This window comes from Bradyrhizobium sp. CSA112, from assembly GCF_029051645.1.
GTDB lineage: Bacteria > Pseudomonadota > Alphaproteobacteria > Rhizobiales > Xanthobacteraceae > Bradyrhizobium.
In genome coordinates this window covers 170,883-183,504 of record NZ_JAACFS010000002.1, presented here as the reverse complement: position 1 = coordinate 183,504, position 12,622 = coordinate 170,883, and the positions used below count along the sequence as shown (strand labels likewise).

Here is a 12,622-nt window from a genome sequence, read left to right as displayed (position 1 = left end):
TCATCCCAACCGCCATACGGCCATCGGCCGCTCATAGCCTCTGACCTCGACCTCGCCGAGCGAGACGGCATCGCCGCACGCTTCGCCCAGCGCATCGCGAACCGCCTCCGAGATCAGGAACTGCGAATTGAAGTCCTTGTTGAGTGCCTCTAACCGCGATGCGAAGTTCACGGTGTCGCCGATCACGGTGTATTCCTTTCGCCGCGGTGAGCCGATATTGCCGGCGACCACTTCGCCGAGGTGAATGCCGATACCGATGCGCAGCGGCCAGCTCGTCCCTTCGTTGAGCCGCTCATTGGCTCCCAGCATCTCGCGCGCCGCGGCGACCGCCCGGTGCGCCGGGTCCGGCGCTTGCAGCGGCGCGCCGAACAGCGCAAGGAATCCGTCACCCAAGAACTTGTTCACGATGCCGCCGTGGCGATCGAGAATATCGACCAGCACGGCAAAGGCACCGTCGAGCCGGTCCACGACCTCCTGCGGCGTGCGACTGCGCGCGCCCGCCGTGAAGCTGCGGAAATCGACGAACATGACGGCGACGCGGCGGATGTCGCTGTCGGTCTTGGTCCCCTCCGCCATCAGGCGCTCGACCACCTGCGGCGAGACGTGCTGGCCGAACAGGTTGGTAATGCGGTCGCGCGCGGTCGCCGCCTTGATGCTCGCCTCGAATTGCCGCCGCAACTGGTGCCCGACTGCACCGGCGAGCACACCGCAGATCAGGATGATCAGGCTGCGCGCGGCGTGATAGTAGATGCTGGGCTCGGCCTCCACGCCGGTCGGCGGGTGGTAGAACATTGCCATGCAGAACAGCTGCACGGCGGCGACCGAGCCGGTGAAAGTGGAGAGCCAGAAGTCCAGCCGCAGCGTGGAGAGGATGATAAAGATGAAATAGGTCATCGGCGTCACGAAGCCGAGCGCCGCCACCGAGCCCATGCTGTTAATGTGCAGCGCCAGCGCGACCGTCGGCATCGAGGTCTCGATCAGCGCGCCGAGGTAGCGCCGGATCACCGGCAGGTCGCGGCCCTTCTGCATGTGGCGGGTGATCTGGCCATGCACCCACAATTCGAACAGGATGAACGGCAAGATGATCGAATAGAGATATTCCGGCTTCAAATTGCCGTGCCAGACGCGGCTCACGGCTTCGGGTGCGAAGAGGTAGACCGTCCCGAGAATGACGGCGAGCAGCGCGGTTGTTGCGATCAACGCCTTGATCCGCAGCAGCTCGGTCGTCATGACCTCGTGCATCAACGCGCGCTGGAAGTCAGCCGATACCCCGGTGTCTTGGTCACTCTTCCCTTTGCCCCAGAACCTCACTGCTTACTTTCCTTTGTCATTCCGGGGCGATGCGTAGCATCGAACTATGGTGCGCAATTGCGCACCTGAGAATCTCGAGATTCCGGGTTCACGCTGCGCGTGCCCCGGAATGACTGCGAAATATATACCCTCAATCGAGCGTGCGACGGAAGCGCGTCACGGCGATCGTCATCGCCACCAGCATCAGTGCAATGAGTGCAATCGTGTCGTACTGCAGATTGGAAGGAGCGGCGCCTTTCAGCATGATGGCGCGGACGATGCGGATGTAGTGGGTCAGCGGCAGCACCTCGCCGAGATACTGCGCCCAGACCGGCATGCCGGCGAACGGAAACATGAAGCCGGACAGGAGAATGCTGGGCAGGAAGAACATCATCGACATCTGCATCGCCTGCAACTGGTTCTGCACGATGGTGGAGAAGGTATAGCCGATCGACAGGTTGGTGGTGATGAACAGCGTCGTCAGCAAGGCCAGCAGTGTCACGCTGCCGAGGATGGGCACCCCAAACAGCAGAACGCCGATGCTGACGATCAGCGAGGCCTGGATGAAGCCGACGATCACGTAGGGAATGATCTTGCCGAACATCACCTCCACCGGCTTGATCGGCATCGACAGCAGGCTCTCCATGGTGCCGCGCTCGATTTCGCGCGTCACCGACAACGCGGTGAAGATCAGCATAGTCATGGTCAGGATGGTGCCGACGAGGCCGGGCACGATGTTAAGCCGCGATTCCGCGGCCGGGTTGTAGCGGGCATGCGCCCTGATCTCGAACGGGAGCTGCGGCGGATCACCGATGTGAAGGTCATGTGCGAGCGCGGTCTGCACCACCGCGCCGAGCGCGCCGAGCGCAGAGCCGGCCGCAACAGGATCGGTCGCATCCGCCGCGACAAGCAGCGCCGGGCGATCGCCGCGCCGCACCGCGCGCTCGAACCCGCGCGGGATCTCGACCCCGAACAGCACCTTGCCGGATTGCAGGAGATCGTCGAACTCAGCGACGCTGTGCACTTCGCGGGTGAAGCGGAAGTAGCGGGTGTTCTCGAGCGCCTTCAGCACCGAGCGCGCCAGGTCGCTGTCCTCCTGGATCAGTACCGCCGTCGGCAGATGGCGCGGCGTAGTGTTGATGGCATAGCCGAACAGCAGCAGTTGCATGACCGGGATCATCACGATCATCGCGAACGAGACGCGGTCGCGGCGGAGCTGGATGAATTCCTTGACCAGCATCGCATAGCTGCGCCGCCAGAAGCCGAAGGGCCGCTCGCTGACGCCGCGATCCTGGTTGGTCATCTCGGTTGCACTCATTGGAAATTGTCCTTTGAGCGGTTCATGAGATCGATGAACACGTCTTCCAGCGACGGCTCGCTGTCCTCCCAGCGCCATCCCCTCGTATTGCGATAGGGCGCGATGGTCGCTTCGAGCGCGGACTTTTCGCGCCCCGAGACGTGCAGGCTGGTGCCGAACGGCGCCACCATGTCGATGCCGGGCTTGCCGGTGAGTTCGGCCGCGAGCCCGTTGAGGTCATCGCCGGACACCGTATAGGTCGACAGCGCCGATTTCGCGATCACCTCGTCCACCGTGCCGTGGGCCAGCAGGTGGCCATAGGCGATATAGGCGATCTCGTGACAGCGCTCGGCCTCGTCCATGTAATGGGTGGAGACCAGCACCGTCAGCCCTTCGGCGGCGAGCGCGTGGATCTCGTTCCAGAAATCGCGCCGCGCCTTGGGATCGACGCCGGCGGTCGGCTCGTCCAGCAGCAGCAATTGCGGATTGGGCAGCGTGCAGGCGCCGAGCGCCAGCCGCTGCTTCCAGCCACCGGAAAGCTCGCCGGCGAGTTGCTCTTCGCGGCCGTTCAGGCCAATACGCTGGATCATGTCGCGTGCCGCGGCCCGCGCGTCGCGCAGGCCGTAGAGCCGGGCAACGAATTCGAGGTTCTCGCGCACCGAAAGATCCTGATACAGGCTGAAGCGCTGCGTCATGTAGCCGACCTGGCGCTTGATCTTGTCGGCGTCGCGGCGGATGTCGTAGCCGAGGCAGGTCCCCTCGCCGGCGTCTGGCGTCAATAGCCCACACAGCATGCGGATGGTGGTGGTCTTGCCGGAGCCGTTGGGCCCAAGGAATCCATAGATCGTGCCGCGCTTCACCTGCATCGAGAGGTCATGCACGACCTCGCGGCCGCCGAACGATTTTGACAGGCCCTCGACGTTGATCGCGATGTCGGACGCAGATGCCGGCGCTAAACTCATCGCTTGTCCGCCACTGGTGTTCGGGGATGGAGAAACACGCTGATCGGCTGGCCGACGCGCAAGACGTCGGGCCGGCTCGGCCGCGCCTGGATCAGGTAAACCAGCTTGTTGCGCTCATCGAGGCTGTAGATAACCGGCGGGGTGTATTCCGCCGTCGTCGCGATGAAGTAGATTTTCGCGGTGAGATCGGGCGCGCAATTGTCACAGGTGACCTTTACCTCGTCGCCGATTGCAAGCTTCGGCAATTCCGTTTCCGGCACGAAGAAGCGGATCTTCATGTTGCCGGGCGGCATGATCGACAGGACCGGCCGCTGCGCCTGCACCATTTCGCCCTCACGGAAATAGATCTGCTGGATGGTGCCCCCGACCGGCGCAAAGCCCCGCCGCCGCGCCAGCCGCGTCTGGGACGTGTTGACGCGGGCTTCCGCCACGCGCAACGCCGAGGTCGCGGAATCGAGGTTCGCCTGCGTGCCGGATCCGGTCTTGCTCAGCGATGCCGCGCGATCAAACGTCTGCTGCGCATTGGCGAGCGTTGCCTTGTTCTGATTGAGGTCCGCCAGTTGCAAATCGTCATCGACCGAATAGAGGTGATCGCCGGGCTTGACCTCGTCGCCCTCGCGCACATTGAGTTTTGTCACACGACCGCTTTCGTCAGGGCTGACGAAGATCATGTCGGCCTCTACCCAGCCCTGAAAGCCGGGATCCCTGCGCTCATTGCAGCCCGTGAGCACGGCGGCGAGCGCCAGCGCGGCCAGGACCGCTATCCTTCGCGACGAAGTCATGTCGTTCTCCGTTCGCCAAAAATCAGATCGAGATGCACCCGAAACATTTCGAGGGCGTCCAGTGGCGCGTGTTTGCTGAAAAGGCTCTGCCAGATCACGGCGATGAGCGCGGGCGCCACCACGATCTGCGGAAACTGCACAAGGTTCGTCTGCCGGATCTCGCCGCGCGCGATGCCGAGTTCGATCAGGGCGCGCATGCCGGCCAGCCCGCGCGACACCACTTCGCGATAGTAGAAGTCGGCCACTTCAGGGAATCGCGGCCCCTCGGCAACGATCAGCCGCACAAGGTCGCCGCGCCGCGTGGTCGCCACCTCCTCGATGAAAGTTTTGGCGAAACCCTCAACCATGTCGCGCACCGAAGCTCCGGGCTGCGGCGGCGTCGCCCACAGGCGGGTCACCAGCGGCACGATCGCGGTCCGGATCAATTCCTCAAACATCGATCCCTTGTCCTTGAAGTGCAGATAGATCGTTCCCTTGGCGACGCCGGCGCGCTTGGCGATATCGTCGAGCCGCGTCGCCGCAAATCCGCGCGCGATGAACTCGTCCATCGCCGCCTCGATGATGGCCCCGCGCCGCTCGGCGGCACGCTCGGCGCGGTTGGAGGCCGACTTGGGCGACGGGCTCGATCCCGCCGCCGATGCCCTCGCCCCCGTCCGGCGGCTGGCCGGTTTGGGAACGGATTTCCGGGCGCTTTTGGCGGCTTCCTTTGTCATGAATCATTTATGACTGACTGGTCAGTCATTGTCAATTTCGAACTAAAGCCGGGACTTTCACATGGCCGTGACTGATGTCGGTGAGATCCCCGGTCCGGCTGCCGGCGGGCAGGATTTGGACCTCGCCAAAGGCACGTCTACCCCACACATGCGGGGTATCCAGCACGCGGCGGCCTATCTCCGTCATTGCGAGGAGCTCGCGACAAAATTGCAAAGCAATTTTGCGCTGAAGCGACGAAGCAATCCACGTCTCCGCAAGCCGCGAAATGGATTGCTTCGCTTCGCTCGCAATGACGGTGAAATACCGAAGCGCCACGACGACTGTCATACCCCGCGAAGGCGGGGTATCCAGTACGCCGCAGTCTATCGGTTCAAACATTGACGTCTCTGGAATGCTGGGTCACCCGCCCCAGTGCGCAATTGCGCACAAGGCGGGCGACGACAGTTGGGTGTGCATTCGCGTTCTCGCGACGCTCGCTGCGCCCGAGGTTTGCTGAAATTCCTTTCCCTCAAACAGAGGGAGCAGGGAATGCCGGGTGCTTGCTGCACCCGCGGTCTCGTGTGCAAATATGCAGAGAGATGCGCACACGAGCATACAGGTACAGCCGGAGCACTCCGGCATTCCCTGCGCAATGGGTTGACGGCTTATGCCGTGCTCTCCCTGGAGACGAATTCGTCTTGCCTCCATCGCTGCCGGCTTGATGGCCAAATCGATCCGGTTGGATCAAATTCGCCACCGGCAGCTTGGCACCAGCCACGGGTGTCAGGACCACACGGTTTTGCCGTACGCGTCAGCGCCGTACGTCCTGCGCGCTATGCTCGCTCACGGGAAATCCCGCCCTGCGATCACGCCTCGCGCCTGACGCTGCTGCGTCCACCGCATCCCGCCTCGCGTTCGTGACGATCGCGATACGCCCCTCTTGCCGAGGCGGGACAGGGCGGAAAGAGCCACTGATTTGGGGTGAAAGGGAAGAACTATATTTTTGCAACGATAACTGGACGGCCCAAATCAGATTGAATCCGTTCAACAAATTAGATTTTTCGCGCAGCGCGATTGTCCGCGCCGGTGTCCCTGCCCGCGGCTTCGGATTTGCACGAGCGCGCCGATGACCGAGTAGCCCGGGTGGAGCGCAGCGCAACCCGGGATCATATCCTCTCGCGATACCGTTCCCCGGATTGCGCTTCGCTCCATCCGGGCTAACGTGCTCCCAGGCGCCCTCAGCCCTTGCGCATTTTGCCGAGCAGGAAGTTATCGTAATAGTTTTCCGCGATCTGCGTGTAGAACAGCACTTCCTTCATGTACGCGTCGTGGCTCTCTTTTGTCTTCTTGAACAGCGCGCTCTTTTCGGCGATCTCGTTCAGATGGTCTTGGGTCGCTTTGTAGCAGGCCTCCATGACCGGTTGCGGGAAGGCGCGCAGCTCGGCCCCACCCGCGACCAGCCGCTTCAGGGCGGCAGGATTGACGCTGTCATATTTTTCGATCATCCACGCGCCCGCTGCCGAGCCGGCCTGATTGAGGATCGCCTGGTATTGCTTGGGAAGTGCATTCCACTTCTCTTCGTTCACGATCATGTGCAGCATGGCGCCGCCTTCCCACCAGCCGGGGAAGTAGTAGTACTTCGCCACTTTGTAGAAGCCGAGCTTCTCGTCATCATAGGGACCGACGAACTCCGCGGCGTCGATCGATCCCTTCTCGAGCGCTGAATAGACCTCGCCGCCTGCGATCTGCTGCGGCACGATGCCGAGCTTTGCGAGCACATGGCCGCCCATGCCCGCGATGCGGAATTTAAGGCCTTTGAGATCGTCGGCCGTCTTGATCTCCTTGCGGAACCAGCCGCCCATTTGAGTACCGGAGTTGCCGCACAGAATCGCGTGCACCTTGAAAGGCTTCAGCGCCTCGTTGCAGAGGTCGGCGCCGCCGCCAAAACTCCACCAGGAATGCTGATGGCGATGGTTCATGCCGAAGGGCGCCCCGGTCGCGTAAGTCAACGCCGGCTCCTTGCCGATGTAGAAATAGAGCGGCGTCTGCGCCATCTCCACGGTCGCGGAGCTCACGGCATCGAGCGCCTGCAGGCCGGGCACGATCTCGCCTGCCGCAAACGTCTGGATCTGAAACTTGTTGTCGGTGGCATCGGCCACGTATTTCGCAAAGGTCTGCGCCGTGCCGAAGATGGTATCGAGCGACTTCGGAAAGCTCGAGGTCAGGCGCCACTTGATCTCGGGCGAGCCTTGCGCGATCGCGGGTGCCGCAACCAGCGTCGTCGCGCCGACCACGGCGCCGCCTTTAAGGAACGTACGGCGTTTCATGATGTACTTGCTCCCAAAAATGAAAGTCGATTGGCGTGGGGGCAAAGGGCCTCCCGCGTCCATTTGACATCATCATAACGGACTTCGAGGCATGCGTGGAAGCACAACCTCACCGTGACCTGACGGATTGTCGCTTGAAACCGCCTCAATCGTATCAGCATTATTTGCCCCAGGGGTGCCGTATCCAGAGCGCCCTCTCTCGGGAGGATACAGATGAAAGCATTCACATTGGGTGCGGTGATCACGCTTGCGTTTTCCACCGCCGCTTACGCGCAAGCACCAAGCTGGACCGTTCCGGCGGAAAGCCAACGCTGTCCGTCGAAATGGGGCGCGGCCGACGAGCGCGGTTCGGCCAATCACCAGAAGCCCGCGGCCGTGATGAACGCTGCGAAGCTGATCAAGACCGGCGAGGTGATCGAGCTCGCCCACGTGCTCGGCTCCAGCATGGCGTTCTTCGGAACGCGGCGCTTCGACATGCACGCCAAGCGCACGTTCATGAACCAGTTCTCCAACATGCGCGGCTCGAACGAAGAGATCATCATCACCGAGCTCGGCCAGGTCGGCACCCAGTTCGACGGCTTTGCACACCAGACCCATCTCAATAGCTGGTACAATTGCCAGAAGGTCGACGAGAACTCAGATCGCACCGGCTTCAAGAAGTTCGGTATCCATAACGTGGGCACGCTGTTCACGCGCGGCGTCCTGATCGACGTCGCCGGCTTCAAAGGCGTCGAAATGCTGGGTGACAATTACGAAATCACGGTCGAGGATCTCGAGGGCGCCCTGAAGAAGCAAAACCTGACGCTGCAGCCCGGCGATGCCGTGATCATCCATACCGGTTGGGGCAAGCTCTACGGCAGGGACAACCCGCGCTACGTGAAATCCTGCCCGGGCATCGGCGTGCCCGCCGCGCTCTGGCTAGCCGCAAAGGACCCTATGCTGCTCGGCGCCGACAACTGGCCGGTCGAGGTCGCGCCCAACCCCGACAAGCAATTGTCGCTTCCGGTGCACCAGATCGCGCTCGTGGTGAACGGCATCCATCTCCTGGAGAACCTCAAGCTCGATGAGCTCGCGCAAAAGGGCGTCGGAGAATTCGCCTTCGTGATGCAGCCGCTTAAGATTCAGGGCGGCTCGGGCTCGACGGTGTCGCCGATCGCAGTGCGGTAGCAGCGGCGTTTCGATCTCCGCGAATGTGACTGCGGAGATCACAAGCTCGATGTGTCCACAAACTCGTCATGCCCGGGCTTGTCCCGGGCATCCACGACTTAATCTCCGTGCGTGCGAAAAGACGTGGATGGCCGGGACAAGCCCGGCCGTGACGATGCGGAAACTTGAGCGCTCGCTAGCTCGCCGCCGTCATCTGCGATAGCCCTCCCATCGGAACCCGCATGAGGGCATGGCGTTGGCTCACGGTCACATACTCTGATTGCCACCGACATAACCCGGAGATTCGCCATGCCAACACGCGCCGCCGAAAGCAAAGACCATGTTTACAAGATCCTGGACCTCGTGGGCTCATCCGAAAAGAGCATCGAGGACGCCATCCAAAATGCGCTCGCTCGCGCAGCAAAGACCATTCGCGACATGAAATGGTTCGAAGTGATGCAAACGAGAGGCGACATCGAGAATGGAGCCGTTCGCCACTATCAGGTCACGTTGAGAGTTGGATTTACGCTTGAGGGGTAAATTCCGGCGAGACAGCAGGGATGGGGGAAAGCGCGGCTTGCGAAAAGTCTACGCAGCTATCGCGTACAGACTTGCTTGCTGGCTGATTGACGGACACGCATTCGATCAGCAGCTTCCGACGCAAAGGTGACATTGAAGGCCTAAAATAGGCGTCGGCAGCTAGGCGGTGAGCGACATATCGGGGCCGGCCGCGCCAACCCGTTCTCTCAACGCATCGAACTCGCCCGGGCGATAGGTGCCTCCATCGGGCGTCATTATCTCGACGTTCCAGCAACCGTCCGAGATCAGTTCCTCGGCTTTTTTCAGCGCAGCCGGCACTGACTCCCGGTTGAGAGTGACTTTTCCCGCGGTATCCTGCGCAGTAATCAAAAACCTCATCTGACCGGCTCCCAGCGCTAGCGTCCGACCATTCTGGCTTGGAGTGCGGCTGCGTCAAGAGCGTAGCGAGCTTCGGTTCTGGTTCAGTCGGAACCGAAGCTCCGGATTCCCGTTTTGACACGTTTTTTCACGCCGACCAGGCCGCTACTCCTCGGTCGGGCCGGGAAGGAGACGACGAAGTCGCTGAGCTTCGTGCCACGTCGCAAGAGCTTCGTCTCCGAAGCGCGCGAGCCTAGTGGCCAACTGCACGATGATGAGTGTGATCATAGCTGACGTCCCGCGTTGGAAAGCAGGCGTTCGATCTGACGCTCGGCGTCGTCAGTCAGTTTGAACCCGCGGGTAGCAAGGTACTGCTCGACCGCTCGGTCAGCCTGTCGCTGCCGGGCCTCGATTTGAACGCGCAACAATCGGGTTAAAAATGAAGGCTTGCTGATCGGGGCAGAATACGCGGCCCCAGTGGTGAGTATGTTCGCCATGGATGGCTCCTTTATCGGAGTTGTCCCTGGGCGAATTCCTTCCTGATCGACAGATAGGTATTGGTGCCAGCAAATGCGAGATCAAATAGCCCGCACTGTGCATTAATTTTGAACCTCCTCGCATAAAATGCCCGGCGCAATCACATACCAGCAACATCAAATACGCATGGTCACCGCAGTGCGCGAATCATTGATGCTTCGAGATCATCGAACCGGGCGCGAGTCACGAGCACTCACTTGGCAAATGGGTTCACCCAGCCTCCCCTGCCCGCCGGCGCGCGCGGCGGATAGGCCGTCTCGAGATAGTTCAGGACCTTTTCGCGATCCTTGTCGTCAAGCGGCGGCATGTTGTGGCGGCGGATCATCAGGTTGATCGAATCCTCCCACTGCGCGCGCGTCATGCCCTGCTGCGCCACCAGCCTGAAGCCGTGACAGGGGGTGCAGGCGTAGAAGGTTTCATCGCGGCCTGTGCCCGCGGCAAATTCCTCCGGGCTTTCGTCGCGCGGCGTGAAGCTCGTCTGTGCCATGGCCGGCGATATCAAGAACATGCCGGCCAATGCGAGCCACGCAAAACGCCGCATCATCCGACCAGCACGGCAATGCGGTGCATGGCATTGCCGCCATAGCCTTGCGGATTCCAGAAGCCGGCCAGATGCGGCTGCATCGCGCCCTTGGAATCGGTGGCGCGCGCCCAGATCTCGAAATAGCCGTCAGTCGGCAGTTTGACGGTCGCGGTCCAGCGCTGCCAGTCATATTTGTTCTTCGGCTTTTCCAGCGTGGTCCGCTGCCAGTTCGCGCCGAAATCGAGCGAGACATCCACCTGCTTGACGGTGAGATCGCCGGCCCAGGACGCGCCGCGCAGTTTCAGCTCCTTGGTGCCGGCCGCGAACTTGGCGCCGTTCGCGGGGTTGGTGATGATCGAGCGCACCGGCATCGATTCCAGGATGCGGAAGTTCGCCGGATCGCCCTTGCCGCCGGGCACCATCGGCTTGATCGGCGTGCGATAGGAAAATTCCGTCATGCCGGGGCCGTCGTGCTCGCGATCGCGGATGGTGATGCGCGTCAGCCATTTCTGCGACGCCGAGCCCGACCAGCCCGGCACGACCAGCCGCACCGGCCCGCCATGGATGTTCGGCAGCGGCTGGCCGTTCATGGCCCATACGATCATCGTGTTCGGATCCATCGCTTTCTCCAGTCGCACGCCGCGCGAGATGCTCGGCTTGCTCGGATCACCCGACAGATGCAGATCGGCCGCATAATGTGCGGTGTATTTCGCTGATGGCTTCAGGCCGGCCTTCTTGAGCAGGTCGGCGAGCGGCACGCCGGTCCATTCCGCGCAGCCCGCGCCGCCATTGCCCCACTGGTTGCCGCGCGCCGGCGGCGAGAACCCCGCGCGGCCGTTGCCGCCGCACTCCAGCACCATGCGCCGCGTCACCGCCTTGTATTTCGATTTCAATTCGCCGAGCGTGATCTCGACCTTGTTGTTGACCTCGCCATCGATGGTGATTTTCCAGGCGTCGGGATTCTTCGTCTCCTCGGGTATCTGCCCGTTGTTGCGAATGTAGAATTTGTCGATCGGCGTGGTGTCGTCATCGAGCAGGCTTTCCGGCGTCTCGGCGACCAGTGGCTTCTCGCCGAGCACGACGAGCCCTTCGTGCTTTCCTGGATATTTCAGGTGCTGCGGGCCCTTGCCGGCGGCGGGCGCGGCAGCCGACGGGGGCGCGGCGGGCGGAGCGGCCTGTGCGTGGGCTTGGGGAATGCCCGCGCCGTTGCGAGTGAGTGGCATGGCGCCTCCCATGACGGCGCCTATGGCAGCCAGGCCTGAGCTGGCTAGAAGTCTGCGCCGGCTGGTACTGAAATTGTTGCCGTCGGCCGCATTGGGCCTGGTTCCCCGCTCCATGGTGTTTGCTCCTGTTACCCGCTCCCGGGGCTTTCTTGGCCGGGCTTCCCACCGGAAGCCCAACTTACAAGGAGTATTTGCGTTTCGTGGCCGTGCCGCAAGACCGCCAGAGGCCGCAACGGCGACCGCGCCGACAGGCTGCCCGACGCGGGCCTGCCGCGGCGCAGCGAACCGCAACCGGTGCGGCATCCGCCCGCGCCGTCCAGCCTGTTCGGTCGCCGTGTTTTGGATTAGAGTTACCGGACAATCGGCATGTGAAAGGGAACCGACAGGGGACCTGCCCATGACTCATATCGAAGAAACCCCACGCAAGCTCACTTTGAAAGCTGGCTCGACGACGCTGACGCTCGACAAGGAGTTCGGCAAGGCAACGCTGCAGCAAAAAATGCTGCTGTGGAAAAAGAAACCCGTCGAGTTCGCGCTCGACGACATCGACGACATCGCGGTGAAGTCGGACGTCGACGGCCTGTCAGGCGCGCCAATCCATCACAGCGTGTTGCACCGGCGTACCGGCGAGATCACGGTTCTCACGACCGAGGAAGCCAAGGACGCCGACGAAACGGTCAAAAAGCTGCGTGGATTTGTTGGGTTGCAGGGTTGAGGAGCAAAGCGGCTACTGCTCGGCTTTCCGCGCTTGTGCGGACGCGGCTAGCTGTGAAACTTCAGCCCGTCGACGATCTTGTCGATCACCTTGCGCTCGGCACGCATCGCGAGGCCGACGAGATTAAGCTCGGCGCGGATCACGCCCTTAACCACCTCGCGGTTGGCGGCGTCGTGCGTGGTCGCGACTATCGTGGGCCGGGGCGCTGTTTTCAGAAGCCGCGCTCCGGC

The 12,622-nt window shown here is 62.2% G+C and carries 14 protein-coding genes and 1 pseudogene; 3 read left to right on the top strand and 12 right to left on the bottom strand.

What is annotated here, in order from left to right; genetic code table 11:
- The 7 genes from GWE18_RS05770 to GWE18_RS05740 all read right to left on the bottom strand — a co-directional run bounded on the left by GWE18_RS05770 (window position 1) and on the right by GWE18_RS05740 (window position 7,351).
- Window positions 1–1,242: an adenylate/guanylate cyclase domain-containing protein gene (locus GWE18_RS05770; protein ID WP_275185151.1), complete on the bottom strand. Its 1,242-nt coding sequence runs from the start codon at window positions 1,240–1,242 to the stop codon at window positions 1–3.
- A gap of 199 nt (window positions 1,243–1,441) precedes the next feature.
- Window positions 1,442–2,608 carry an ABC transporter permease gene (locus tag GWE18_RS05765; RefSeq protein WP_275184840.1) on the bottom strand — a complete coding sequence of 389 codons (1,167 nt, stop codon included), beginning with the start codon at window positions 2,606–2,608 and terminating at the stop codon, window positions 1,442–1,444.
- On the bottom strand, window positions 2,605–3,549 hold the full coding sequence (locus GWE18_RS05760) for an ABC transporter ATP-binding protein (protein ID WP_275184839.1): 945 nt from the start codon (window positions 3,547–3,549) through the stop codon (window positions 2,605–2,607). Before GWE18_RS05760 ends, GWE18_RS05765 begins: the two co-directional genes overlap by 4 nt.
- Entirely contained in the window at window positions 3,546–4,331 is a 786-nt protein-coding gene (locus GWE18_RS05755) for an efflux RND transporter periplasmic adaptor subunit (RefSeq protein ID WP_275184838.1), read from the bottom strand. Before GWE18_RS05755 ends, GWE18_RS05760 begins: the two co-directional genes overlap by 4 nt.
- Window positions 4,328–5,044 (bottom strand): TetR/AcrR family transcriptional regulator, encoded by a 717-nt coding sequence (locus tag GWE18_RS05750; protein ID WP_275184837.1) that lies wholly within the window; start codon window positions 5,042–5,044, stop codon window positions 4,328–4,330. Before GWE18_RS05750 ends, GWE18_RS05755 begins: the two co-directional genes overlap by 4 nt.
- Before the next feature lie 31 nt (window positions 5,045–5,075).
- On the bottom strand, window positions 5,076–5,423 hold the full coding sequence (locus GWE18_RS05745) for a hypothetical protein (RefSeq protein ID WP_275184836.1): 348 nt from the start codon (window positions 5,421–5,423) through the stop codon (window positions 5,076–5,078).
- A gap of 839 nt (window positions 5,424–6,262) precedes the next feature.
- Complete coding sequence (locus tag GWE18_RS05740) at window positions 6,263–7,351, bottom strand: TRAP transporter substrate-binding protein (RefSeq protein ID WP_275184835.1); 1,089 nt, start codon at window positions 7,349–7,351, stop codon at window positions 6,263–6,265.
- 213 nt (window positions 7,352–7,564) lie between these two features.
- Between GWE18_RS05740 and GWE18_RS05735 the strand changes: the two genes are divergently transcribed.
- Window positions 7,565–8,518: a cyclase family protein gene (locus GWE18_RS05735; RefSeq protein WP_275184834.1), complete on the top strand. Its 954-nt coding sequence runs from the start codon at window positions 7,565–7,567 to the stop codon at window positions 8,516–8,518.
- Between the two features lie 288 nt (window positions 8,519–8,806).
- Window positions 8,807–9,037, top strand: coding sequence for a dodecin (locus GWE18_RS05730; protein WP_057852415.1), 231 nt, complete (start codon window positions 8,807–8,809; stop codon window positions 9,035–9,037).
- Window positions 9,038–9,196: 159 nt separating this feature from the next.
- Here the strand turns inward: GWE18_RS05730 and GWE18_RS05725 are convergent, their stop codons facing one another.
- The 4 genes from GWE18_RS05725 to GWE18_RS05710 all read right to left on the bottom strand — a co-directional run bounded on the left by GWE18_RS05725 (window position 9,197) and on the right by GWE18_RS05710 (window position 11,677).
- Window positions 9,197–9,415: a hypothetical protein gene (locus GWE18_RS05725; protein ID WP_275184832.1), complete on the bottom strand. Its 219-nt coding sequence runs from the start codon at window positions 9,413–9,415 to the stop codon at window positions 9,197–9,199.
- A gap of 263 nt (window positions 9,416–9,678) precedes the next feature.
- Window positions 9,679–9,891 carry a hypothetical protein gene (locus GWE18_RS05720; protein WP_275184831.1) on the bottom strand — a complete coding sequence of 71 codons (213 nt, stop codon included), beginning with the start codon at window positions 9,889–9,891 and terminating at the stop codon, window positions 9,679–9,681.
- Window positions 9,892–10,124: 233 nt separating this feature from the next.
- Window positions 10,125–10,418 (bottom strand): hypothetical protein, encoded by a 294-nt coding sequence (locus tag GWE18_RS05715; RefSeq protein WP_275184830.1) that lies wholly within the window; start codon window positions 10,416–10,418, stop codon window positions 10,125–10,127.
- Between the two features lie 53 nt (window positions 10,419–10,471).
- Window positions 10,472–11,677: a sulfite oxidase gene (locus GWE18_RS05710; protein WP_275184829.1), complete on the bottom strand. Its 1,206-nt coding sequence runs from the start codon at window positions 11,675–11,677 to the stop codon at window positions 10,472–10,474.
- A gap of 397 nt (window positions 11,678–12,074) precedes the next feature.
- Between GWE18_RS05710 and GWE18_RS05705 the strand changes: the two genes are divergently transcribed.
- Window positions 12,075–12,392 (top strand): hypothetical protein, encoded by a 318-nt coding sequence (locus tag GWE18_RS05705; RefSeq protein WP_275184828.1) that lies wholly within the window; start codon window positions 12,075–12,077, stop codon window positions 12,390–12,392.
- A gap of 47 nt (window positions 12,393–12,439) precedes the next feature.
- Here GWE18_RS05705 and GWE18_RS05700 read toward each other — a convergent pair.
- Window positions 12,440–12,574, bottom strand: a pseudogene (locus GWE18_RS05700) (DUF2000 family protein); the annotation flags it as partial.
- Between the last annotated feature and the right edge of the window lie 48 nt (window positions 12,575–12,622).

Bases quoted from the DNA above. Each gene is read 5' to 3' on its own strand.
- GWE18_RS05750 (WP_275184837.1), bottom strand. From the start codon at position 5,044: ATGACAAAGGAAGCCGCCAAAAGCGCCCGGAAATCCGTTCCCAAACCG.
- GWE18_RS05765 (WP_275184840.1), bottom strand. From the start codon at position 2,608: ATGAGTGCAACCGAGATGACCAACCAGGATCGCGGCGTCAGCGAGCGG.
- GWE18_RS05755 (WP_275184838.1), bottom strand. From the start codon at position 4,331: ATGACTTCGTCGCGAAGGATAGCGGTCCTGGCCGCGCTGGCGCTCGCC.
- GWE18_RS05720 (WP_275184831.1), bottom strand. From the start codon at position 9,891: ATGGCGAACATACTCACCACTGGGGCCGCGTATTCTGCCCCGATCAGC.
- GWE18_RS05745 (WP_275184836.1), bottom strand. From the start codon at position 5,423: ATGTTTGAACCGATAGACTGCGGCGTACTGGATACCCCGCCTTCGCGG.
- GWE18_RS05740 (WP_275184835.1), bottom strand. From the start codon at position 7,351: ATGAAACGCCGTACGTTCCTTAAAGGCGGCGCCGTGGTCGGCGCGACG.
- GWE18_RS05770 (WP_275185151.1), bottom strand. From the start codon at position 1,242: ATGCACGAGGTCATGACGACCGAGCTGCTGCGGATCAAGGCGTTGATC.
- GWE18_RS05735 (WP_275184834.1), top strand. From the start codon at position 7,565: ATGAAAGCATTCACATTGGGTGCGGTGATCACGCTTGCGTTTTCCACC.
- GWE18_RS05730 (WP_057852415.1), top strand. From the start codon at position 8,807: ATGCCAACACGCGCCGCCGAAAGCAAAGACCATGTTTACAAGATCCTG.
- GWE18_RS05725 (WP_275184832.1), bottom strand. From the start codon at position 9,415: ATGAGGTTTTTGATTACTGCGCAGGATACCGCGGGAAAAGTCACTCTC.
- GWE18_RS05705 (WP_275184828.1), top strand. From the start codon at position 12,075: ATGACTCATATCGAAGAAACCCCACGCAAGCTCACTTTGAAAGCTGGC.
- GWE18_RS05760 (WP_275184839.1), bottom strand. From the start codon at position 3,549: ATGAGTTTAGCGCCGGCATCTGCGTCCGACATCGCGATCAACGTCGAG.
- GWE18_RS05715 (WP_275184830.1), bottom strand. From the start codon at position 10,418: ATGGCACAGACGAGCTTCACGCCGCGCGACGAAAGCCCGGAGGAATTT.
- GWE18_RS05710 (WP_275184829.1), bottom strand. From the start codon at position 11,677: ATGCCACTCACTCGCAACGGCGCGGGCATTCCCCAAGCCCACGCACAG.